This is a genomic window from Parapedobacter tibetensis (assembly GCF_024704835.1).
Lineage (GTDB): Bacteria > Bacteroidota > Bacteroidia > Sphingobacteriales > Sphingobacteriaceae > Parapedobacter > Parapedobacter tibetensis.
In genome coordinates this window covers 55,135-79,313 of record NZ_JAMXBE010000001.1, presented here as the reverse complement: position 1 = coordinate 79,313, position 24,179 = coordinate 55,135, and the positions used below count along the sequence as shown (strand labels likewise).

Annotated in this window: 13 protein-coding genes; 9 read left to right on the top strand and 4 right to left on the bottom strand. The window is 49.7% G+C overall.

Translation table 11 applies throughout. The features are described from left to right. The first annotated feature begins 81 nt into the window (after window positions 1-81). From NF543_RS00270 to pnp, 3 genes are all read left to right on the top strand, one after another. The gene (locus NF543_RS00270) at window positions 82-1,305 is read left to right on the top strand and encodes an acyltransferase family protein (protein WP_257666076.1); all 1,224 of its coding nucleotides are present in this window, start codon (window positions 82-84) and stop codon (window positions 1,303-1,305) included. A 391-nt stretch (window positions 1,306-1,696) separates the two neighbouring features. Then, the gene (gene rpsO / locus NF543_RS00265; RefSeq protein ID WP_257666547.1) at window positions 1,697-1,975 is read left to right on the top strand and encodes a 30S ribosomal protein S15; all 279 of its coding nucleotides are present in this window, start codon (window positions 1,697-1,699) and stop codon (window positions 1,973-1,975) included. 143 nt (window positions 1,976-2,118) lie between these two features. Continuing rightward, window positions 2,119-4,251 (top strand): polyribonucleotide nucleotidyltransferase, encoded by a 2,133-nt coding sequence (pnp, locus tag NF543_RS00260; protein WP_257666075.1) that lies wholly within the window; start codon window positions 2,119-2,121, stop codon window positions 4,249-4,251. Between the two features lie 101 nt (window positions 4,252-4,352). On the opposite strand, the gene NF543_RS00255 is transcribed toward pnp, so the two are convergent. Continuing rightward, window positions 4,353-6,593 carry a GH92 family glycosyl hydrolase gene (locus NF543_RS00255; RefSeq protein WP_257666074.1) on the bottom strand — a complete coding sequence of 747 codons (2,241 nt, stop codon included), beginning with the start codon at window positions 6,591-6,593 and terminating at the stop codon, window positions 4,353-4,355. Window positions 6,594-6,742: 149 nt separating this feature from the next. On the opposite strand from NF543_RS00255, the gene NF543_RS00250 reads away from it, so the two are divergent. The 3 genes from NF543_RS00250 to NF543_RS00240 all read left to right on the top strand — a co-directional run bounded on the left by NF543_RS00250 (window position 6,743) and on the right by NF543_RS00240 (window position 11,451). Beyond that, window positions 6,743-7,744, top strand: coding sequence for a LacI family DNA-binding transcriptional regulator (locus NF543_RS00250; RefSeq protein WP_257666073.1), 1,002 nt, complete (start codon window positions 6,743-6,745; stop codon window positions 7,742-7,744). A gap of 56 nt (window positions 7,745-7,800) precedes the next feature. Continuing rightward, entirely contained in the window at window positions 7,801-10,758 is a 2,958-nt protein-coding gene (locus NF543_RS00245) for a sensor histidine kinase (protein ID WP_257666072.1), read from the top strand. Window positions 10,759-10,830: 72 nt separating this feature from the next. Further along, window positions 10,831-11,451 carry a response regulator transcription factor gene (locus tag NF543_RS00240; protein ID WP_257957418.1) on the top strand — a complete coding sequence of 207 codons (621 nt, stop codon included), beginning with the start codon at window positions 10,831-10,833 and terminating at the stop codon, window positions 11,449-11,451. A gap of 21 nt (window positions 11,452-11,472) precedes the next feature. Here NF543_RS00240 and NF543_RS00235 read toward each other — a convergent pair whose 3' ends face one another. Together NF543_RS00235 and NF543_RS00230 are read right to left on the bottom strand one after the other, a co-directional pair. Then, entirely contained in the window at window positions 11,473-11,775 is a 303-nt protein-coding gene (locus NF543_RS00235; RefSeq protein ID WP_257666070.1) for a HigA family addiction module antitoxin, read from the bottom strand. A gap of 12 nt (window positions 11,776-11,787) precedes the next feature. Beyond that, window positions 11,788-12,072 carry a type II toxin-antitoxin system RelE/ParE family toxin gene (locus tag NF543_RS00230; RefSeq protein WP_257666069.1) on the bottom strand — a complete coding sequence of 95 codons (285 nt, stop codon included), beginning with the start codon at window positions 12,070-12,072 and terminating at the stop codon, window positions 11,788-11,790. A 789-nt stretch (window positions 12,073-12,861) separates the two neighbouring features. Between NF543_RS00230 and NF543_RS00225 the strand changes: the two genes are divergently transcribed. After that, a complete protein-coding gene (locus NF543_RS00225) occupies window positions 12,862-20,814 on the top strand; it encodes a BspA family leucine-rich repeat surface protein (protein WP_257666067.1) in 7,953 nt (2,650 codons plus the stop codon). A gap of 94 nt (window positions 20,815-20,908) precedes the next feature. Next, complete coding sequence (locus NF543_RS00220) at window positions 20,909-21,802, top strand: PorP/SprF family type IX secretion system membrane protein (RefSeq protein ID WP_257666066.1); 894 nt, start codon at window positions 20,909-20,911, stop codon at window positions 21,800-21,802. A gap of 54 nt (window positions 21,803-21,856) precedes the next feature. On the opposite strand, the gene NF543_RS00215 is transcribed toward NF543_RS00220, so the two are convergent. Continuing rightward, complete coding sequence (locus NF543_RS00215) at window positions 21,857-22,333, bottom strand: methionine-R-sulfoxide reductase (RefSeq protein WP_257666065.1); 477 nt, start codon at window positions 22,331-22,333, stop codon at window positions 21,857-21,859. Window positions 22,334-22,869: 536 nt separating this feature from the next. Here NF543_RS00215 and NF543_RS00210 point away from each other — a divergent pair. Beyond that, window positions 22,870-24,150 carry a cytochrome c3 family protein gene (locus tag NF543_RS00210; protein WP_257666064.1) on the top strand — a complete coding sequence of 427 codons (1,281 nt, stop codon included), beginning with the start codon at window positions 22,870-22,872 and terminating at the stop codon, window positions 24,148-24,150. Window positions 24,151-24,179: the final 29 nt, after the last annotated feature.

Sequence of the window (24,179 nt, the reverse complement as noted above, 5' to 3'; positions counted from 1 at the left end):
TCAATCTGCGGTTATCCGTTCTATCTGTGCCATCAGTGTTCTATAAAAGTCCGAAAACTGATAACCGAAAGCTGAAAAAAAATGAACCAACGTTATTATTCCCTTGATGTGTTTCGCGGGGCTACCGTAGCACTGATGATCTTGGTAAACAATCCCGGAAGCTGGTCGTACCTGTTTTCCCCATTGGGGCATGCCGACTGGCATGGCTGTACTCCTACGGATTTGGTTTTCCCCTTTTTCCTTTTTGCTGTGGGCAATGCCATGGCTTTTGTGATGCCCCGTCTACGCGAATCGGGCAGCGCTGTTTTCTGGAAGAAAGTGCTGAAGCGAACGGTGCTTATTTTTCTTATTGGATTATTCCTCAATTGGTGGCCGTTTGTAAAATGGCAAGGAGACGCCTTGGTGTTCAAGCAATGGGTCGATCCCAATGACCCTGGACAAGGCATCCGCATCTTAGGTGTGCTGCAACGTATCGCGTTGGCCTATTGTTTTGCTTCTATTCTGGTGTATTATTTGAAGGAAAAGACCGTTATCGTTGTCTCCGCTGCACTGCTATTGCTTTATTGGTTGCTCTGTGCGGCGTTCGGAGGGCAAGATCCCTATAGCTTGGCGAGCTGGTTTGGCACAGCGATCGATAAGCAGGTATTGGGTGTTGCCCATCTATATAAAGGGGAGGGGGTGCCTTTTGATCCCGAAGGGCTTGTCAGCACATTACCAGCCATTGTACAGGTGGTGCTGGGCTATATGGCTGGCTGCTATATCCGTTCGGGGGGCAAGGTTAACTGGCTGTGGAGTAGTTTGGATACCGTAGCCGAACACGGTGGCCACCGTACCTATCGGATGTTATCCGGTATGTTTGTCGTCGCGATTTTGCTCTGCCTCATGGGCATGTTTTGGGGGTTGGATTTCCCCATCAATAAGAAGATATGGACCAGCTCCTATGTATTGTATACCACTGGATTGGCCTTGATGTCTATAGGTGTAATGATTTGGTTTATCGAAGTGTTGAAGGTAAGGAATGGCCTGACACGGTTCTTTGATGTCTTTGGCAAAAACCCGTTGTTTATTTTTGTGTTGAGTGGTCTGTTGCCGCGCTTACTGGGCCTGCTGCGCATCAAAACCGGGGTGGGTGACACAGGTGAAACCTTGTATACCACACCATTAAGATGGTTTTATACGGAAATCTGTGCCAAGGCACCGGGTCCGCCGGAAGTGGGGTCATTCTGTTATGCCTTGGCTTTTTTAGCGCTTTGCTGGGCGATTGGCTACCTATTGGATAGGAAAGGGATTTATATTAAGGTTTGAAGATGGAAGACCGAAAGTCAGGAGTTGGAACGCGGATAACGCCGATTATGCGGATTTACGCTGCTTATTTTTAGTCAATCTGCGATTATCTGTTTCATCCGCGTTATCGGTGTTCATTCGTTGCGAGAAAGAGGTCGGAAAGTCAGGAAGAAAATCTTGGCGTACTTGGGTAGAGCGTGGGCATCTTTGCGAGCTTTGCGTGAAAGGAGTCCAAAGTCCGAAAGTTGCGAAGACCAAAGTCACTAACCCCCAGTAAAATCCCATTTGGAAACCAATCAAAATTAGCGTAGCTTTGCAGCCAATTAATTTATTTATTGATGCTATTGTTTGTTTTAATGGTATCAATGAGATCGTTTCACTAAGTTTTAAACGCTTTAATATTATTCAAGTAATGTATTTAAGTAAAGAGTACAAAGCGAATATTTTCGCTGAATTTGCCGGAGGTGAGATAAACACCGGTTCCACAGAAGGCCAGGTGGCCTTATTCACCAAACGAATTGCCCATTTAACAGGGCATCTGAAAAAAAACAGAAAAGATTTCGCTACACAGCGTTCCCTTCAAATGTTAGTGGGGAAACGCCGTTCATTGTTGGCTTATCTGTACAAGAAAGATATCGAACGTTACCGTGCTATCATCAAAGCCTTGGGCTTGCGGGATATCATAAAATAGCTTTCAGGTAAAATTTTGATGAAAGCCATCCGCCAGTTGGCGGATGGCTTTTTATTTTTGTACTTTTGCTTGCAAATTAAAAGGTCTATTATATATATGGTGTGTTGCCCAAAGATGAACGGCACATCGAATTGAAACAACAAATGAATTACAACGAAGTCAAAACAACAATCGATATGGGCGGGGGACGCCAGATCGAAATCTCCACCGGAAAGTTGGCCAAACAGGCTGATGGCGCGGTGGTGGTCAAGCAAGGAAACACCATGCTATTGGCCACAGTGGTTTCCGCACAGGAAGCTAAAGCAGGAGTGGATTTTTTACCACTTACCGTAGATTACCAAGAGAAATATGCGGCTACAGGGCGCGTACCCGGTGGGTTTTTGCGCCGCGAGGGACGTTTATCGGACCACGAGATCCTGATATGTCGCTTGATCGATAGGGCACTTCGACCTTTATTTCCGGATGACTATCATGCGGAAACCCAGGTGATGATATCCTTGATATCTGCAGATAAAGATATTATGCCTGATGCATTGGCCGGTTTAGCCGCCTCGGCTGCTATTGCCGTATCGGATATCCCATTCAACGGACCAATATCTGAAGTACGTGTAGCCAAAATTGACGGGAAGTTGGTCATCAACCCCCTGTTGAGCGAATTGGAACGCGCTACACTGGAATTTATTGTCGCTGGCTCCGCCGGAGATATCGGTATGGTAGAAGGCGAGGCTAAGGAAATTTCAGAGGCCGAAATGGTGGAAGCTATTGAGTTTGCACATAAGGCGATACAAGAACAGGTGGCAGCACAGGTGAAACTTGCTGAGCTGGCCGGTAAAACAACAAAGCGGGAATATAACCATGAACCCAGCAATCCTGAATTGCGCGAACAAATCTTTGCGGCTACTTACGACAAGGTATATGCGGTGGCCAAATCCGCATCGGCTAAGCATGATCGCTCAGAAGAATTCTCACAAATTGCAGCAGAATTTGCGTTGACATTGGGCGAGGAGATCGATGAAGAAACCGCGTTCTTATTTAAGAAATACTTTCATGATGTACAGTATGACGCTGTACGTAACCTCGTATTGGATGAAGGCATCCGGCTTGACGGTCGGGATGCACGGACCGTACGCCCCATATGGAGCGAGGTAGATTACCTGCCCGCAGCACATGGTTCGGCCGTATTCACCCGTGGCGAAACACAATCCCTTACCTCCGTCACATTGGGCGCCAAAGACGACGAGCAACTGGTTGACGGCGTGCTTTTCCGTGGATACAATAAGTTCATCCTGCACTACAATTTCCCTTCCTTTTCAACTGGTGAGGCAAGGCCCAACAGAGGGCCAGGCCGCCGCGAGGTAGGCCATGGCAACTTAGCCATGCGCTCATTGAAGCAAGTGTTGCCTACTGGCGATGAAAACCCCTATACCATCCGTATCGTTTCGGATATCCTTGAATCGAATGGTTCGTCATCCATGGCTACTGTTTGTGCCGGCGCATTGGCGCTGATGGATGCCGGAGTGAAAATCAAATCACCTGTATCCGGTATTGCCATGGGCTTGATTACCGATGAAAAGACAGGCAAATATGCCATCTTGAGTGATATTCTTGGTGACGAGGATCACTTGGGCGATATGGATTTCAAGGTAACGGGTACCGAAAAAGGGATCGTGGCTTGCCAAATGGACCTCAAAATCAATGGCCTGAAATGGGAAGTGCTTAGTCAAGCCCTGGAGCAAGCTAAGGAAGCCCGCTTGCATATCCTCAACGAAATGAAGAAAACCCTTGCTGAGCCTCGTGCCGATTACAAACCGCATGCACCTCGCATTGTCAGCTTTACCATCGACAAGGAGTTTATCGGTGCGGTGATTGGGCCAGGAGGGAAAATCATACAGGAAATGCAGCGTGAAACCGGCGCTACCATTGCCATTGAAGAAGTGGATAATAAAGGCGTGGTACAAGTGTTTGCCGATGATAAGGCATCCATCGATGATGCGGTACGTCGCATCAAAGCGATTGCTGCCAAACCCGAAGTGGGCGAAATCTACGAGGGTAAGGTGAAATCTATCATGCCATTCGGTGCATTCATCGAAATCATCCCCGGCAAAGACGGATTGCTCCACATCTCGGAAATCGACTGGAAACGGTTTGAGACCATGGATGGCATCTTCAACGTAGGTGATATGGTGACCGTGAAATTACTGGATATCGATAAGCAAGGTAAGTTGAAACTTTCACGTAAAGTATTGATTCCACGTCCAGAGACAAAAGAAGCGTAAGCTGTCTCTTCAATTAATAGCATTAGCCGGATATACCTTGGGGTGTATCCGGCTTTTTGCAAAAAATCCGTGGCGATTTGCTCCATCCGCGTTCCATCTTTCTAATTTCCTGGCCAGGTCTCCGGTTTGCGGCCGAAACGTTTATTGGGCCTAGATCCCATCTTAAAAACCAGCTCACCACCATTGAGGATGTCTTGGTGCCGGATATAGGTGTTTTCATAGGGTTCTCCATTCAAGGTGGCCGACTGGATATACATGTTTTTTTCGCTATTATTCAGTGCGCGGATGGTAAACTGCTGGCCATCTGTCAACGCGAATATGGTTTCATCTGCCATTGGGCTACCGAAGACATATTCGCCAGCAGCGGGGTTCACAGGATAGAGCCCGGCGATGCTCCACACTGCCCAAGCACTCATTTGGCCAGCATCTTCGTTGCCCGCATAGCCATCCGGACCATCGTGGTACATGGAATCGAGAATGTGGCGTACTTTTTCCTGGGTTTTCCAAGCTTCGCCGATATAAGTGTACATGTAAGCAATTTGATGGCTGGGCTCATTGCCATGCGCATATTGGCCGATGAATCCACTCGCATCCGGCGAAATGTTATCCCCATGCATCACGGAAGACGCCGAAAACAGTTCATCCAGCTTGTTGCTCAATCCCTTATAGTCATCCCCATATAGGTTGGCCAGTCCACGTACATCATGGGGCACAAAGAACGAATGTTGCCAGGCATTGCCTTCGATGTACTGGCTTTTGTCGAAGTCGTGCTCCGACCAATAAGGATCGAATGGTTCCACGAAGTCGCCATCACTGTTCTTGGCCCGCATGAATCCCGATTCCTTGTCAAAAAGTTGGGCATACGACTTTGCACGTTCCATGAATGTGGTATAATCGGCCTTTTTACCCAGTTTCTTGGCCACTTGGGCAATGCACCAATCATCGTATGCATATTCCAGGGTGATAGTCACACTGCCGCCAGCCTTATTTTGGGGTAAGTAACCATATTCAATATAGTCCGGTACGCCACGGATATCTTGGTGTGCGCTCCGGATCATGGCTTGGTAAGCCCGTTCAGCATCCAGTCCTGGCCAATCCTTAAGGATGGCATCCGCCAGTACAGGTATGGCGTGATATCCCGTCATGGTATTCGTCTCCCAAGTACTGAGGTCCCATACCGGGAGGAGCCCGTTTTCGTCATGGAAAGTCAGCATGCTATTAAGCATGTCGGTATATTTCTCGCGTTGAGTAAGCGTAAATAGCGGTTTCAATGCGCGGAAGGTATCCCATAGCGAAAACAAGGTGTACCGACTGGCCCCATTGGGCATGGTATGGATATCGCCATTGGCGTTTTGGTATGCACCATCCGCGTCGGAATACAACGTGGGCGCCATGGCCGTATGATAGCAGGCCGTATAGAAAATGCGTTTCAGCTCGTCATTTTTTGAATGAATCCGAACCTTTTTCAACTCGTTTTCCCATTTATCTTCGGCGGATTTCCGCACAGCATTGAAGTCCCAACCTTGGATTTCATCGAGGGCTAGTAATGCCTTTTCATAACTGGTCATGGACAGCGCTACTTTCAGGTCAATGGATTTGCTCGTGCCTCCATCAAATAGGAGTTGGGCAGTCACCCCTGTTCCCTCATCATAGGTTTCGCTCATATCCACCATATCGGATGCCGATTGCCCATCATTGAGAATGGTTTTCGTAAACGATGCCGACGTCCTTGCCGCAAAATATACCCGTTGAACCTTGGCCCATCCGGTGGAATATCGGTACCCCACCAAGGTACTATCGTTGAGGATGCTGATATGGGTTTCGGTAGGCGTATCCCAATTGAGGTGGAACGCCAAATCGAAACGTATGGTGGGTGTGCTACCTTGGGGGAATGTATACCGGTGGTAACCACATCGTTCGGTGGTGGTCAATTCCGCTTTGATGCCATTGTCCAACGTAACCTCGTAATATCCGGGGGAGGCTTTTTCATTGTCATGGCTGAAAGGCACTTTCAAGGTTTTGGTGGTGTCGTCAAGCGGAACCAATAAGGGCATCACCGATATGTCCAGCCAATCGCCAATGCCTGTGCCACTGAGGTGCATGTGGCTGAATCCAGCAATAAGGCTATCACTATAGTGGTAACCGCTGCACCAATCCCAACCGGCTCGCCCATTGTCTGGACTGAGTTGCACCATCCCAAAAGGGACCGCGGCCCCGGGAAACGTATGGCCGTGTCCACCGGTTCCAATGAAAGGGTCGACATATGAAATCAAAGGTTGCTGTGCCCACGATAGGGTGTAAAGGAACCCGAAGATGATGAAAGTGCTTAAACGCCTTAGCATGCCCATTATTGAGAAGTTAATTGTTTAATCTGCCGTAAAACTAAATTTATTATTCTGAAAGGATAACAATTTCATTAAATATTTTGCTTGACTTCATAAAAAATTCCATAGGTTTGTCGGGTTGCTAAACATTAAGCTTTTTTGCTAAAATGAAGAAAAAAATACTCATCAGCGATATTGCAAAGGACCTCGGTATATCGGTTACCACGGTATCGTTCATCCTTAATGGTAAAGCCAAGGAAAAACGCATCAGTGAGGGGTTGACGAAGCGGGTACTAGAACATGTGAAAAAAGTGGGGTATAAACCCAATGAGTTAGCCAAAAGCCTGCGCACGGGCAAAACGAAAATCATTGGGCTCGTCATCGAGGACATTGCCAATCCTTTTTTTGCCAATATTGCCCGATTCATTGAGGCCAAAGCATACAGCCGTGGTTACCGGATTATTTATTGCAGCACCGATAACGAAACAGAAAAAACCGTTGAACTTATACAGCTATTCCGCGACCGCCACGTGGACGGGTATATCATCACCCCCTCGGAAGGAATAACCGATACCGTCCAATCTTTATTGAGCAGCCAGTTGCCCGTAGTCTTGTTTGATCGGTATATCCCGGATTTGGACACCAATTATGTGGTTTCCGACAACGTGAAAGGCGCCTACGATGCCACGGCTCACTTGGCCCAGCAAGGATGCAAGCGTATCGCGCTCGTAACCTTATACTCTTCCCAAACCCAGATGCGCGACCGTATGGATGGTTATATGCGAGCCATCGATACCTATAAATTGCAGCCCTATGTCAAGAAAGTCAATTTGGGCGACGATGAACAAACGGCCATCAATGATTTCCATTCTTTTTTGGAAGACCAGCATCCCGATGCGGTCTTTTTTGCCACTAATTACTTGGCCATCACCGGTCTGAAAGCCATCAAGCAGCACCATATGCCGATGCCTGCGGTTGCTTCATACGACGATCATACGCTATTCAAATTATTCTCGCCCACGATCACGGCCGTATCTCAACCGATTGAAGCCATTGCGGATGAACTCATCAACATCCTGCTCAACCAGCTTGATGGCAAAGAGAAGGGGCTTAAACAGGTGGTGCTGCCCTCGGAGTTGGTCATCAGGGAGTCTTCGATGAGGGGGTGAGGCGTCTCATGTCGGTTTTTTTTTTACTTTTGACAGTGGATCTGCCAAAAGTACCTATGAAATCGAAAGCGTTGTACTGTCATAAAAAATGGCTTATTTTTCTGGGGCTCTTAGTTATCGCGAGATCAGGATTCAGCCAAGACTATGCGATTGCCAAACTTCAGTTGTTCCCCGACCGCGATGAGGTCTTGATCAAGGACGTGACGTGTGATAGCCTGGGTTTTATCTGGTTTCTGACCAATGGTGAAATCTATCGCTATGATGGCTACCGATCTTTGGATATCCTGAAGACCATCGCGGATCAGCGGCTCACCGACGACATGCCCCAGCGTATCCTCGCCGATCGCCGAAACCGACTGTGGATGGCCGGAAATGCCAATCTGAGTTACCTCGATCTCAAAACGTGGACCGTGCACGCCGTGGATTCCAACCTGCTGCCGCCGGTAAGCCTCCGCATGGTGAGCTGGATCAAACAAGTTGCAGACTCGACCGTGATGGTGGCTTACGAAAACGGACACCTGCTGCTCATCAATGGCGATAACTATGTGCGTGTCGATGGCTTGTATCATCAGAGCATGACAGCCAACTACAAAGTATTGCCGCTTAGCGTGACGCTATGGGACGGGAAATATTGGATAGGCACATCGGCAGGTACCCTGCTGTCCATAGACCCAGACCACGCATACCAAACTCAATACCATCAGCTGCCAGACATCCACCGGATTATTCTGAACCTGATTGCCCACGATGATGGATTGATCGTGAACGTCTTTCCGAATGACTTATATCGGTTACAAAGCAACGGTGAATGGGATGAATTTATTCCTGGCGACTTTTCATTAGCGGAGGACGAATATTACGTACTGGGGGAAGGTAAGCAGATGCATGTCTATGCTGATACGAAATCGGCTTACCTATTGGATGCAGACTTGGGAATAGAGCAGCGGATCGCTATGCCTTTAAAAAACGAATTTGGACCCAAACACGTTTGCATCGTTGGCGACGAGGCTGTTTTGGGTACGGAAGAGGGTGTTTTTGTGGTTTATCCGAAAACGAAGGGCCTTTCGCAGTTTATCCCGCCCAATGAAAGCACCAATAAAAGTACACGTGGAATCTATGTCTATCCCGATGGCGCTTTCTTTTACAGCACGTATCAGGGAGCCGGATTCGTCGAATCCGACGGAACCGTGTGGCCCTTTGAGCAATTGCGCCATGCCTATGTGTTGTACCCGATCAACGCCAACGAGTTGTTAGTCGGCACGGAAGGGGGCTTCCTGAAAGTTTTTGACCGAAGGCGGCATCAGGTCACTGATATCAATTATGCACTTACTCCGGAGACCAAGGAGAAGCATGCCTTTAACCTTCCGACCCAAGTGATGAGCTTGGCGGAGACCGATTCGGATTACCTGATTGGTAGTACTGGCGGCCTTTGGCTGCTCAATAAGGAAAACTATAGCCTGCGGCGGTTTACCGATATTTCCGGTGAACCCCATGGACTGGACCTTCACATTCGTTACATCCAGCTGACACCGCAGGGCGGTATGTTGCTGAGCACGAATGTCGGACTTTTTGAAGTGTCCCAAGAAACGTTGACAAAGCGGTACCCCCAATCGGGAAATTTAGGTGTTTATAAATCACTGGCAGTGGGCGACACCCTTTGGGTGGCCACACAAGGGAAAGGACTTGTAGCGATTGACGCCGAAGGGCGTATACTGCAAACCTTCACTACGGAAGAAGGCCTCAGCAACAACCTTATTTACAGCTTAGAGTATGCCGATGGCATCCTGATCGCCGGCACAGCGGATGGGTTAAACCTGATCAGGAATCAACAGGTTCGGCGCATCGGTACAGCGGAAGGACTGAGCCAATCGGAATTCAACTCCGGCGCGTCGTTTTGGGACGAGCGCAGGAAGCGGGTGTACGTCGGTGGACTGATGGGCTATACCGTGTTGGATATGACCCAACGTTGGTTTGATAACAACGACCAGTTGGAGAGCTACGTGACCGAAATACACACCTCCAAAGGGAACACAGGAGCGAAATCGGCAGACTACACTTGGCCCTACCGTGGCGAACGGACATTGGTACTGCAGCCGGGCCAGAGTTTGACGGGCCTATATGTAGGTACACCCGGAAACCACCGCGCCGATAGCGAGATACGCTACACGCTCAGTACCGGTGATTGGGAGCCGCTGGAATTGGGTCAGTTTATATCGCTCATCGAACCCTTGCCAGGAGATTACCGCCTAAAATTGGAGACCCGAAGTACGGCAGTGGATGGCTGGCAAAAGGAGTTTGCCATCGTTAAACGCCCGCATTACTATCAAACATGGTGGTTTAGCGCGTTGATCGTCGCAGTGGTCATGTTGCTCCTGCTGCTCTGGTACCGGAGCCGGGTCCGCAAGATACGGCGCGAACAGGCCATCCGCAACCGGATCGCGGCAGACCTGCATGACGAGGTGGGCAGTTCGCTTACGCGAATTTACTACCAGGCCAACATCCTGTCGTCGAAGGGCGCGGCGACATCGGGCGCCAAAAATGAACTGCAACTGATCGCCGATACGAGCAGGCAAGCACTATTGACCATGAGCGACATGGTTTGGTCCATCGATTCACGCTTTGACACCATAAGCGAGTTGGTAATCCGCATGAAAGATTATGTCTACAAACTTCGCGAAGAGTTGGAGATCGCGTACCGGTTTGAGATGCGGGGCGATTATGAATCACGTTCGTTATCGCAGATTGTCCGGCAAAACCTATTCCTTATCTTCAAGGAGGCACTTACAAATGCCATCAAATACGGCGACGGCTCGGAAATAGTTATCGAACTGAGTTTCGAACACACCTTACGATTGGTGCTAAAAAACAGCTATTCAACGGCGGATGTCCATGACGCAGACCGGCAGGGAGGGCGGGGCATCCAAAGTATGGAACAGCGGGCAGCAAAAATGGATGGGGAGCTTTCATTTACCGATGCGGATGGCATATTCCAGCTCACGTTGGTCATCCCGTAGTTTCCCGGCAGAAATACCGTACTCCCCAAAAGGGGGATATGCGATTTCGTGGGCAATACCTACCTTTACACCATGATACGTTTGGGCATAATAGAGGACGATGAACAGATTAGGGCCATGCTGGTTAATTTTTTTAAAGACCAAACCGGGGTTTCCTGTCTACTGTCCGCACATTCGGTAGAGTCGTTTTTCGAGCAATGGAAAGACGATATCACGCTGGATATTGTGCTCTCAGACATCGGCCTCCCCGGCGAGTCGGGCATCAAGGGCGTGCAGCGTATCAAGAAACATGCACCGAAGTGTCAGGTAATCATGCTCACCGTGTACGACGATGCCAATCGGGTGTTCCAGGCGCTTTGCAACGGTGCATCGGGGTACCTGCTCAAGCAGACCCCGTTGCAGAAGGTCAAAGAAGCGGTGGTGTCACTCCATGAAGGCGGTGCACCCATGTCGCCCGGCATTGCCCGCAAAGTTGTGGAGTACTTCAATCCTAAACACACCGAAGACCTTCAGGAAAAACTGACCCCCCGGGAAGCCCAGGTGGTGGAAGCCATCGAGGAAGGGCTGACCAATAAGGAAGTCGCCATCCGCCTGGATATTTCGCTGGAAACCGTCAAATACCACATCAAGAACATCTACGAGAAGCTACAGGTCAATAGTCGCCATGCGCTGATCAGTAGGAAGTATAAGTAGAACTCAGAAAAAAACTGTCGTTTAAACGGTTTGCAATTGCCCGTGATATGGCTTTAGCTTGAACAATTTGGCGCGTTCGGCTGCGAGATGCAGATTGTATTTGGTTTGCATGTTCGCCCAGATTTCAGCTGTACCGCCAAATACCTGTGCAATCCGAAATGCCATATCAGGCGTGATGTCGGATTTCTCGTGGATAATGTTATTAAGCATCTGCCGTGAAATACCCAACATTTTAGCCGCTTCACCTGTTTTCAGGTCATAAGCATTTACGATTTCCTCCCGCAAGATTTCGCCCGGATGGATGGGTCGCATTTTCCGTTTCATGTTCTGCCCTCCTTAATGATAGTCTATATAATCCACATCGTATGCATGTTGCCCGTCAAAGCGGAAAATGATGCGGTAATTCTTGTTTACTTTCACGCTCCAAAAGTCTTTCAGGTCGCCCGATAGCTTATGGATGTTCCAATTCGGGAACGCTCCAAAATCTTCTGGCACCGCTGATGCACTGTCGATGGTCTCAAGCATTCGTTCGATACGGGCAACCTGCTCTGCTGGCAGCTTGTTTGTTTTGCCGTCTTCCCATAGCAATTTAAGCCCTTTATGCTTAAAACTTTTAATCATGCCTTATTGTAAAGTGTAAATTTACACTTGTTGAATGAAAAAAACAACTATTTTTTCTTTTCACTACAAAAATCAACAGTCACCTCCGCCTTTGTCGCAGCACAATACCCCCCCAAAAAAAGGAACGGTTACGGGAGATGAGATTCGGAAATTCCCGCAAACCAATGGTAACTTAGGGAATGCCGATTGGTTGTTAGGATTTTACAATCGGAATGCTCCAGTTCACAACTGCTTTTCTGGATTTTACAGTTGCCTTTTGCCTCTTGTGAATTGCTCTTTTATAAAAAGCAATTCGTCCGATCGCCAAGCCAATTGCCTTTCTGCAAAAACCAATCCCCAGGCGCAACATACCGAACGGTTTTCGCAAAAATACGACCGGTCCGCGGTGGATTACAATCGGTTTTCCGCGGTTTCCAATCGGCACAGCGCAAAAGCGAATTGGTTTTTTACGCTCGTCAACCCGTTCGCAACGTTTTCCAATTGGTTATCCCCGAAAACCAATTCTCCCTTCACCATTGTAAATGCTCTTTTGCCTTATACCAATCGGAAATTTCCATCAATGAATCGGAAATCCAACGGCGCCAATCGGAAATCCACAGAAACTAATCGGTAATCCCCGAAAACCAATTCTCTCCCGGCAAAAGAGGATCGGTTTTCCGAAAAAAGCATTCGGTATTTTCCGAAAACCGATCCTAAACCGGAGATTTACAGTCCTCTTTTTGGAACACCCCGAGACCCCCCAAAAGAGGGGTATTATTTCTGGTTGATTTATCGTCACTTTGTAGCGCTATGGAAAGATCTCTACCACGTCTGCCCGTTAGGCTGGTTTGCCTTTGGACAACTTTGTTATTCTTTTTCCTGTCGGGCACTACGGCTTCGGCGCAAATTGACTTTATCGAATCCAAAGACCATTCAGACGGACTGGCTTGGTTTGTCACGACAGCAGACGTCAATGACGATGGTCATGCGGATATCGTGGTCGTCAATAATGATTGGTTATCAACCTTTCCGTCGCCCTACAATGTGGCGATATTGTTGAATGATGGGAATGGTGATTTTGAACCGCCTGCTATTTATTCCTTCGATGATCCGCCAGCTGCTGTTGCCGTGGGCGATTTGAACCAAGATGGACATCTCGATTTGGCGGTGATTTTGGGGAGTGCCACCAACTCCCTGGCGATCTTATTGAATGAAGGCGATGGCACATTTTCGGAGGCAGCCTATTATGGTGTTGGGTCTGGTCTGTCGGGGATCGTTATCGGCGACTTCGATCATGACGGTGCGCTTGACATTGCGACGTCAAATTTTGGTGAAAGTGTCGCTGTATTACTGAATAATGGCGATGGTACATTTGTGGCACCTGTTACCTACCCCGTAGCCGGAGGTACGCAGTTGGCCATTGGCGATTTGGACGGCGACGGCTATGCAGATTTGGCCGCGTCAAATGGGGGGGCGAATAGCGTTTCAGTGCTCTTGAACCAGGGCGACGGCACGTTTGCTGCACAGGTGTCGTACCCTACCGGCAATTATGCTCGTTGTGTAGCAATCGGAGATTTAAATGACGACGATGCAGCTGATCTGGTTGTTGTCAACAGAAATTCCGGCAACGTATCGATATTGTTGAACAAGGGCGATGGTACGTTTCTTCCCCACGAACTATACGATGCAGGAGAAAACACTGATTCGGTGATCATCGGCGATTTAAACGATGATGACAAGCCAGACCTCGCCATCGTTAATGTCAACGGAAGGACGTTGTCTATCCTGCTGAACAATGGGGATGGTACCTTTGCCGATCAATTTACAGTCGGCCTGGATGGCACGCCGGTATCGCTTGCGATGGATGACTTTAATAATGACAGCCGGCGTGACATCGTCGTAGTACATAATATATCCAATGATAATATCACGTTGCTGAGGAATAGCAGTACCAGCCCCGATATCATCCCCGGCGACCCCACCAATTTCATCACCACCTGGAAAACCGACAATCCCGGCGACTCGGAAGACAACCAGATCACCATCCCCATTCACCAGGACGGTGGGTACAACTTCAGCATTGCCTGGGGGGATGGAAACCAGACCACCTGGCAGGATGGAGACACCCCGGAGGGGCTCACCCACACCTATGCCGCACCCGGAACCTACACCGTTGAAATCACCGGCGACTTCCCCCGCATCTTCTTCAATGGTGGCGGAGACCGCCAGAAAATCCTTTCCATTGAGCAATGGGGAGATATTGCGTGGAGCTCTATGGAGGGAGCATTCAATGGCGCCTCTAACCTCATGGGCAATGCAACAGACACACCGGATCTGAGCGGGGTCACCAGCCTGGCCTGGATGTTCCAGGGTGCCAGCATGTTCAACGGGAACATCGGCAGCTGGGATATATCCGGCGTAACGAATATGTCCGGGATGTTTACCAGTGCAAACAGCTTTAATCAGGATATAGGTAGTTGGATTGTCTCAAATGTGACCAATATGGATGGCCTGTTTGTCAACGCCTATGCATTCAATCAGGATATCAGCAGCTGGCTGGTGGGAAATGTGACCAACATGAATAGTATGTTTCGTAACGCAGTGGAGTTCAGTCAGGACCTTAGCGGGTGGAACGTAGCAAAGGTTACGATTATGCAAAGAATGTTTTTTAATACCCCTGCCTTTAATGTGAATTTGGGTAATTGGGATGTTTCCAACGTGACCGATATGTTCGAAATGTTAAGTAATTCCGGCCTCTCCCCGGAAAACTACGACGCCACCTTGATTGGTTGGGCCGGGCAGGCGCTGCAGAACGACGTAACCCTCGGCGCAGACGGCCTGGAATACTGTGCCGCTGCCAGTGAGCGGCAGTCGCTGATCGACGATCATGGCTGGACGATCTCGGGCGATACGCAAGCTGCAGATTGCGACGGAGACCTCATTCCTGATGCCAATAACGTCCTCTACGTAGACATCAACGTCAATACCACGGCCGGTGGTTATACTGGCGCAGGCGATAGCTGGGCGAACGCTGTTCCCGAGCTGGCTGATGCGCTGAAATGGGCGCGCGAGCAGCACGATGGCGACAGCCCCGGCTGGACGGAAGCCGAACCCCTGCGCGTCTTCGTGGCTGTAGGTACTTACCTACCGTTATACAGTGCGGCTGACGGGCAATATACCACTGATGGCGGTCGGGATAACAGCTTTGTGCTGGTTCCCGATGTACAACTGTATGGTGGGTTTGACCCAACTGCCGGAATCGAAGCGCTGGATGATGCGCGTATCCTGCCTGATAACAACGACCCCCAAGTGGGCAGCATCCTGAGTGGTGATTTTGCAGGTAATGACAATACGGATAATTTCGATAATCACCTAGAAAACGCCCATCACCTGATCGTCAGTGTCAGTGATGTGGGCAGTGCGCTCGTGGATGGGTTTACGGTGACCGGCGGGAATGCGAACGGCACTGGCCGATTAAACGTAAACGGGATAGGCGTCACGAGGGCACACGGTGGCGGAATGTACTTCCTTGGGACGTCAACTTTGCTTAGCCATATCGTCATTGCAAATAATTCTGTGATGGGCTACGGTGGTGGTCTGTTTAGTGAACTGAATAGCGACATCACAATAGCCAATGGTGTGATTACCCATAATCAAGCATCGCGGGGCGGGGGGATAACGAGTTTTCATATGCTTACGTTAATAAACGCGGTAGTTTCCAAAAATGCAGCAAGTCTTATAGCTGGTGGGATCGAAAATTATGAAGGAATATTAACCATAACCAACGGTACCATTTCCCATAACGCAGCAGGCAGAGGCGGGGGGATAGCGAATCTCGGGGCCCACACGGCTAACCTGACAAACACCATCATCTGGGCGAATACGGCTGATGGAGCTGGTAATCAGCTGTTTAACCTTACTATCGTTGGGAATCACCTCAGCCTCTCGCATAGCCTATATGCGGATGGCGATAACGATATCTCCAGTAATGAAGGTACCGTTTTTAATACCACGGCGGTCTTGCACGATAATCCGCTATTCGCCGATCCTGCAAACGGCGATTATTCGTTGTCAGCAAATAGCCCCGCCATCAGTGTGGGCGGCAACCAGGCGTATACCGATGCGGGCGGAGACCTGGCGAACGACTTAGACCTCGCCGGCAACCCGCGAGTGTATAATTTCACAGGTGATGGAGTGATTGACATGGGAGCGTATGAGTTTCAGGGGGAGGTGAATGCACGGCCGACCGCTGTGGATGACGAGGTCGCGGTTGAGGAAGATATACCCACATCCGGCAATGTCTTGACGAACGACTCAGACGCGGAAGGAGACGCACTGACGGCATCCCTCGTTATCGCACCCGTTAACGGAACCGTGGTATTGAATGCGGATGGTAGCTTTACGTATACACCAAATGCCAATTACAGCGGTCTTGACAGCCTGATCTATCAGGTTTGCGACAACGGTACACCTTCACTTTGCGATACAGCTACGGTCAGATTCATGATCACCGCTGTAAACAATGCGCCCACCGATATCGATCTCAGCAACAGCTCCGTAAACCAAAGCGCGGGTGCCAACGCGGTTGTGGGCACACTCACCTCCACCGATGCCGATGCGGGCGATACGCATACCTATACCTTGGTAGTCGGAGATGGGGATAACGACAACGGCAGCTTTAACATCGATAGTTCAACGCTGCGGGCAACCAATCCGTCGTCATTGTCCACAGGGCCGAAGAGCGTGCGCATCCGGACCACCGATAATAATGGAGGAACATACGAGGCATCCTTTACGATTACAGTAGTGGTACCGTTGCCCTGCGGGTGGGCCGAAACACAGTTCGCAGGTACTGCTGGTGTGGCATGCCTGGGCTGTACCGTTGTAGATGCTCCACTGGCCATTGATGCCGATAAAGATACGTATTCAGAACTGCAAGTGAGTCCAGGGCTGCTGGGCGGAGTATACCAAGCACTGGGCTTTGCAGCAACTTCCGCTACGCACGATGTCCTTCGGATTGGAATAAGCGCAGGTGTTCCACTAACGGACGCAAGCTTACTTACAGGGCTTACATTTACGTTATATGATGGAAACACACAGGTAAGACAGTATAATAATGATAATACAGTGTTTGAGTTACATCCGGCTGAAGGCGGAAATCCCGCCGAACTCCATTTCGCACCGGGCGTGGCCTTTGATAGCTTGAGGATTGAGTTCAATGCACTGCTTGCCAGCGTTTCGGCCATAAATATTCACTATGCACGGATTGCTCCGCCGGTTGCCGCTGTCGACCAGACGCAGATCAATATTTCTGAAAACGAGTCGGCAACGTTTACCATTACCGATCCTATTCCGGGATTGACCTATCACTGGTATTCAGAAGGCAACGCCCTGCTGCATACTGGGTCGAGTTTTGAGACTCCGGTCCTTTCGGAAACGACCACCTATCATGTGGCGACGGTGAATGCCGCCGGGTGCGAAGTTCGTATTCCAGTCGAAGTACGGGTGTTGCCCCCGGCACCACCGGAGGTAACGACCACTGGCGGAAGCACCACCTTTATCGAACCAACTGATGGCGACCCAGTACCGGTAACGATCGATCCGGGGCTGACGGTGTCCGATCCCGACAACACCACGCTGGCTTCGGCTACAGTGGCCATTACAGGTAATTTCCAAGGCGGCCAGGATATGCTCGCCTTCGAAAATGATGGCAGCTCGATGGATAATATCGCCGGCAGTTACGATGACGTGGCTGGCGTGCTTACACTCACCTCAGCAGGCGCTACCGCGACGTTGACGGAGTGGGAAGCAGCCCTTCAGGCGGTTACCTATAGCAATAGTTCATCGAATCCAAGTACCGCGACCCGAACGGTCAGTTTCGTGGCCAATGACGGCACAGACGATGGCAGTCCGGCCACAAAAGACATTAACGTGGTGGCGGTGAATACGGCTCCGGCAGCAGTGAATGATGAAATAACGGTCAATGAGGATTTGCCTGCAACCGGAAATGTCTTGACCAACGATTCGGATGCGGAAGGAGATGCATTGACGGCTTCGCTGGTCATTGCGCCAGTCAATGGGACGGTCGTGCTGAATGCGGATGGCAGTTTCACCTATACCCCCAATGCCGATTATAACGGACGGGATAGCCTGAGGTATCAAGTGTGCGATAATGGAACACCTTCCTTGTGTGATACAGCGCTGGTATATTTTAACGTGGAAGCAATCAATGACGCACCATCCATTACCGCACCGGCCACCATCGCGGTGGATGAGGATGTACCAACGCCGCTCACGGGCATCAGCTTTGCCGATGTAGATGCAGGCAGCGGGGATGTTACGGCAACATTTTCGATACCCAGTGGAGCGCTCTCCGCCACATCGGGCAGCGGAGTGACGGTCAGTGGATCGGGAACGACGTCATTGACATTGGTGGGGACAATCGCAGACCTCAATTTGTTTATCGTAGCAAGTGGCCTTAATTTCACCACTGCGCTCAACGCTACGAATAATGTAACGCTCACGGTAAGCATTGATGACGGCGGCCATACCGGAGCCGATCCGGGCAATTCGGGCACCGGCAGCTCCGAAGCGGATGCCACTACGGTCACACTGATGGTAACCGCAATAAACGATGCGCCGGTGAATACCGTTCCGGCCGCCCAGTCGGTCGACCAAGACGGTGTGCTGGTATTCAGCAGCGGCAATGGCAATGCGATATCTATATCCGACGTCGATGCTGGAGGTGGCACGGTACAGGTGACATTGACGGCCAGCAATGGTCTGATGACGTTGGCTGGCACAACGGGATTGTCCTTCATCACAGGTGATGGGACGAATGACGGTACCATTACCTTCGAAGGTACCATCGCCGATATCAACTTAGCACTAAACGGGGTGTTGTTCCACCCAACACCTGGCTATAATGGAGCGGCCAGTTTGCAGATTACGACAAACGATCTGGGATTAAATGGATCCGGTGGAGCACAAACAGATAATGACACAATCAACATCATGGTCAATGCCGGGGTTCCTTCTGTAACGCTGTCAACCGAAGCCATATCTCCTGTGAACGGGCCATTCACCGTTACTGCGACATTCAGTGAGGCGGTCACCGGATTTACAATCGGGGATATGATGGGTACCAACGCTACGTTGAGCGATTTGCAGACCACTGATAATATTACATACACTTTCCTTGTGACACCCTCCGCTGGTGGAACTGTACAGCTTTCTGTGCCTGCCGATGTGGCAATAAATATCGGTAACAATGGAAATAGTGCATCCAACCTATTGGAAATGCAATATAGCGCAACCATAAACGGTATTACGTTGGAAGACGTCACGGTGGCTTACAACGGGCAATTGCATTCACTGACCATCACCGGCGAGCTGCCGGAAGGCGTGTCAGTGACGTACCGGAACAACGGACGCACGGATGCGGGCACGCAGACGGTAACCGCGGCAATCGACGGTGGGGACAATTATGAGGATGTGGAACTGACGGCCGAACTGACCGTTACACCGCTGGAAATTACGGTGACAGCAGACAATAAGTCCAAGGTATTCGGTTCGGATGATCCGGCATTGACCTACACCTTTGCCCCTGAGTTGATCGGTGACGATGCCTTTACGGGCACACTGTCCCGAGATGCGGGAGAAGATGTGGGTGACTATGCGATTACGCAGGGCAACCTGTCGGCCGGTGATAACTATGCGATCACCTCCGAGGAAGGCTCGCTAGCAATTACTCCAGCTGTGATCACGGGTATCACATTGGAAGATGCCTCCTTTACCTACGACGGAATGAACAAGTCGCTGGGGATAGAAGGCGAGCTGCTGGACGGCATTTCGGTAACTTACACGGGCAACAGCCGTACGGATGTGGGCACACAGGAAGTGACCGCTACCGTTAGCGGAGACAGTTACGAAGACCTGATACTGACCGCCGACCTGACCATTACACCGGCTACGCGCAACATCGATTTCCCCACAATACCGGAGAAGACTTATGGCGATGCGGACTTCGACGCCGGGGCGGCAGCCACTAGCGGTGAGGAGGTAAGCTATACCAGCAGCGATGCCGCAGTGGCCGAAATCGTCGATGGTCAAATACACATCACGGGCGCGGGTACAACCACCATCACGGCCACCGTTCCCGAGAACAGCAATTACAGCAACCGCCCAGAAGCCACGCAGGTACTGATGGTACGCAAAGCCGCCCAGACCATCACGTTCAATGCGCCGATGGAAGTACATCGTGACGCGGACAACATTCAACTGGATGTGACGGCCTCAAGTGGCCTGCCCATCGTGCTCACCTTGGATAACTCCCAAGTGGCTACGTTGGATGGTTTGACATTGGATATACTGCGCTTGGGCACGGTTACGATTACGGCCACGCAAGTAGGTGACGGCAATTATGAAGCTGCTGAGCCGGTGACTGTCACCATCCGGGTGGTGGATCCATCATCCGATTTGCCGATCCGGGTACATCCCGCGGTGTCGCCCAACGGCGACGGCATCAACGAATACCTGATGATCGAAGCAATACAGGACTATCCGGAGAATCGGGTAACGATATTCAATCGCAACGGCACGCTGCTGTGGGAGGCCAGCGGGTACGACAACAACCGGGTGTCGTTCCGGGGCATCAGCACGGCGCAGCTATTGCTGCCGGCGGGTACGTATTTCTATATCGTGGAGGTGAAGGTGAGTGGCAGTTGGAGGCACGAGAAGGGGTGGTTTGTGCTGGGGTATTAACCAATTTGCAGATTCGCGGATACGCATGTCGCAGATTGGCGAATGGGCAGATTTGCAAATCAAGGAACAGCGAATAGACAAATAAGCAATAAAAATGAAAAGGTATCTTTTAATAACGATAGTAGGGGTGTTGGCGGGTACCTGCCTTCGGGCCCAACAGCCACTTACGCACACCCAGCATGGGCAACTGCGCACAGTACTCAACCCAGCGGCGAGCCTCATCCATGGGGAAGGGGAGGTCAGCATCATCGGCCGCAGACAATGGGTAGGGCTCGACGGTGCACCCTCGGTATTTTGGGGGAGCGGGCACCTCGGCTTCCAGCGGTTTGGTGCCACCGCGGGCATTAACATGCGACATGAAAGCATGGCGGTGGAGAAACTCACCGAGGCCTCGGTATTCTTCGCCAAGGCCATCCGTATTTCGGAATCAGAATACTTGGGGCTGTCACTCAACGCGGGCTTCAGCTACCTGGACGGTCGCTTTTCGCAGCTCGACCCGCAAGACCCGGCCTTCCGGGAGGACATTATGGAGACGGACGCACTGGTGGGCTTCGGGGTGGTGCTCTACCGCCCGGAGCGGTACTATGTAGGGCTTTCGCTGCCGCGGCTGATGCTGGGCAGCCTGGGGGTGGATTCGGACAGCCGCTATAACTTCCGGAATGTGTACCACCTTACGGCGGGAGCGCTGTTCGATCTGGGTACGGATTTTCAGTTCAGGCCATCAGTGCTGGTTACCTATTCGGAGAGCCTGCGTCCGCAGGCGGAGGTATCGGCGATGTTTTTCGTGAAGAGGGCCTTCGGCTTGGGGGCCAACGTCCGGAGCTACGGCGACCTCGCGGGAATGCTGCAGGTCAACTTCCTCGGCTTTGGGCTGGGTTACAGCTACCAGTTCAACCCCGGCAACGAGCAGCTCAACAGGCGCATCGGCAACTCCACCCATGAAATCGGGTTGAGCTACCGATTCGGCAGCGTGATGGGGTTACTTTAGCTATATGGTGGTAGTCAATGAACTTCCGGTCTTTCGGACTTCGAACTTTTCAACTTAAGGTTCAGCAGGCACAAATTTCATCGACAATGAATTGACACAATGGCGTGTGTTTTTCGCTGTAAACCGTTCCCCGATAAACATATGGCCCAAATGCCCATTGCAGTTGGCACATACGATTTCGGTACGACGCCCATCGGCATCCGGTATACGCTTGACAGCACCCTTGATTTCATCGTCGAAACTTGGCCAGCCGCAATCGGATTCGAATTTGTCTTCTGACTCATAAAGAGGGGCATCACAGCGTTTGCATACATAAGTGCCCTTGGCTTTGTTGTTAAGTAATGCGCCAGTGAAGGGCCTTTCGGTACCTTTATGGAGGATGATATACGCTTCTTCAGGTGTCAGTTTGTTATATTTTGTCGTATCCATTTTGTTTTCAATTGAAACCGTCTTCGGTTGGCGTTGGTTGGTAGCTTGCCCACATGCCAGGTGAACGGGTAATAATGTCAAAATAAACAATATAATTCTCATAAAAATAGTTTTGACAACAGTAAAAAATGTCATTCACCATTATGCGAATATACAGAAAATATAGCAAAAAGTTTTATGATCAATAATTATCGTCTGTCCATAAAGTCGGTGTCTTGGATAGCATAAACTAAAATAGAAGGCAGATGATACGGATATTGCGAATTTACACCGATAATGATCGAAAATCGACGATTATCTGCTTGATCCGTGTCATCCGTGTTCCATCTTTTTCAATATGATAGACAGACACTAATTATACCCTTTCGTATATTAAAAAATTATTATTAAAAACACAAATTTCTGGAATTTTTTAAGCTTACGGTTCCTGGTCGCTCTTGCTACAAAATACGCTATACGGGCTGTAATCGCAATTATTCATCAATTTAGAACGATTATAAATTATTAAATTCAGTCATCAAATTGTCACCGATACGCCAATTAGTTATACTTTTGTGCCATTGTTAAAAGGGTGTAAATCCATTAGTACAGATAACCCATATTTTTACATTCATCATAAACTGTATAAAGTGCTCAGTATGAGAAATATCTCATTAGTTTTTGAACGAATTGCGCGGCCGGTATCCTTGGTGTTGGTGTTGTTGTTTGCAGTTTCTGCATTGCAGGCCCAGGATGTGAAGGAAGGGGCAAAGCTTTTCAAAGCTAATTGCTCTACATGTCATAAGGTGTTTGGCAAGCTTACCGGACCAGAGTTGGCTGGTGTAAACGAACGCCGAGACGAAGCGTGGTTGTTGAAGTGGATCCATAACGCACCATCTGTAATTGCTTCCGGTGATCCCATTGCAAAGGAATTGGATGCCCAATTTCCGAATAGTACGATGACGGCTTTCCCCCAGTTTTCGGAAGACCAAATCAAGAATATACTGGCTTACGTCAAATCGGAAGAAGATAAAAAGGCAGCTGCAGGTGCAGATGGAGCGACAGGTGGTGGCGGAACCGCGGGAACCGCAAGCAGTGATGTAAACAATTTTATGATCATTGGTTTGATAGCCGTGATTGTATTGGCATTTGTGGTCATTTTGGTACTCAATAAGGTCATCCGTACACTGGAACGTGTGATTACCAGCAACAAGGACCTTATCCCACAACCCGTAGCACAGGCTCCCGGCAAGGATTATGTAGCCATGCTCAAAAGATTGGCGAAGAACAAGAAATTGGTGTTTTTCGCCGTACTTATGCTCATTATATTTCTGGGTTCCGCTGGATGGAAAACCTTGTGGAACGTAGGGGTGCATGAAGGGTACATGCCTGTGCAACCCATCAAATTCTCACACCAATTGCATGCTGGTGTCAACCAAATTGACTGCCAATATTGCCATGGAGGGGCATATAAATCCAAGAATGCTTCCATACCATCTGCCAATGTATGTATGAATTGCCATACGGGTATTACAGCCAGCGAAAAATACGATGGGGAACTCTCACCCGAAATCGCAAAAATATACCGTGCATTGGACTATGACCCCGAGACCATGGAATATGGACCGAATACCCGACCGATCGAATGGGTACGCATCCACAACTTGCCTGATTTCGCCTACTTTAACCACTCGCAACACGTGGTAGTAGCTGGTGTAGAATGCCAAACTTGCCATGGTCCAGTAGAAACCATGGAAGAGGTTTACCAATATTCACAACTGACGATGAAATGGTGTATAGATTGCCACCAAAATACGGAGGTGAATGCCGATAATGCTTACTACGAACAATTGATTGCGGCGCATGAGAAACTGAAGAAGGGCGAGAAAGTGACCGCAGCGCTATTAGGTGGATTAGAGTGTGGCAAATGCCATTATTAATTACGAAGATATACGCAATCTTATATATA

What these genes read in the sequence shown, in the direction of transcription:
- NF543_RS00270 (WP_257666076.1), top strand. Translation starts at nt 82, where the DNA reads ATGAACCAACGTTATTATTCCCTTGATGTGTTTCGCGGGGCTACCGTA.
- rpsO (WP_257666547.1), top strand. Translation starts at nt 1,697, where the DNA reads ATGTATTTAAGTAAAGAGTACAAAGCGAATATTTTCGCTGAATTTGCC.
- pnp (WP_257666075.1), top strand. Translation starts at nt 2,119, where the DNA reads ATGAATTACAACGAAGTCAAAACAACAATCGATATGGGCGGGGGACGC.
- NF543_RS00255 (WP_257666074.1), bottom strand. Translation starts at nt 6,593, where the DNA reads ATGCTAAGGCGTTTAAGCACTTTCATCATCTTCGGGTTCCTTTACACC.
- NF543_RS00250 (WP_257666073.1), top strand. Translation starts at nt 6,743, where the DNA reads ATGAAGAAAAAAATACTCATCAGCGATATTGCAAAGGACCTCGGTATA.
- NF543_RS00245 (WP_257666072.1), top strand. Translation starts at nt 7,801, where the DNA reads ATGAAATCGAAAGCGTTGTACTGTCATAAAAAATGGCTTATTTTTCTG.
- NF543_RS00240 (WP_257957418.1), top strand. Translation starts at nt 10,831, where the DNA reads ATGATACGTTTGGGCATAATAGAGGACGATGAACAGATTAGGGCCATG.
- NF543_RS00235 (WP_257666070.1), bottom strand. Translation starts at nt 11,775, where the DNA reads ATGAAACGGAAAATGCGACCCATCCATCCGGGCGAAATCTTGCGGGAG.
- NF543_RS00230 (WP_257666069.1), bottom strand. Translation starts at nt 12,072, where the DNA reads ATGATTAAAAGTTTTAAGCATAAAGGGCTTAAATTGCTATGGGAAGAC.
- NF543_RS00225 (WP_257666067.1), top strand. Translation starts at nt 12,862, where the DNA reads ATGGAAAGATCTCTACCACGTCTGCCCGTTAGGCTGGTTTGCCTTTGG.
- NF543_RS00220 (WP_257666066.1), top strand. Translation starts at nt 20,909, where the DNA reads ATGAAAAGGTATCTTTTAATAACGATAGTAGGGGTGTTGGCGGGTACC.
- NF543_RS00215 (WP_257666065.1), bottom strand. Translation starts at nt 22,333, where the DNA reads ATGAGAATTATATTGTTTATTTTGACATTATTACCCGTTCACCTGGCA.
- NF543_RS00210 (WP_257666064.1), top strand. Translation starts at nt 22,870, where the DNA reads ATGAGAAATATCTCATTAGTTTTTGAACGAATTGCGCGGCCGGTATCC.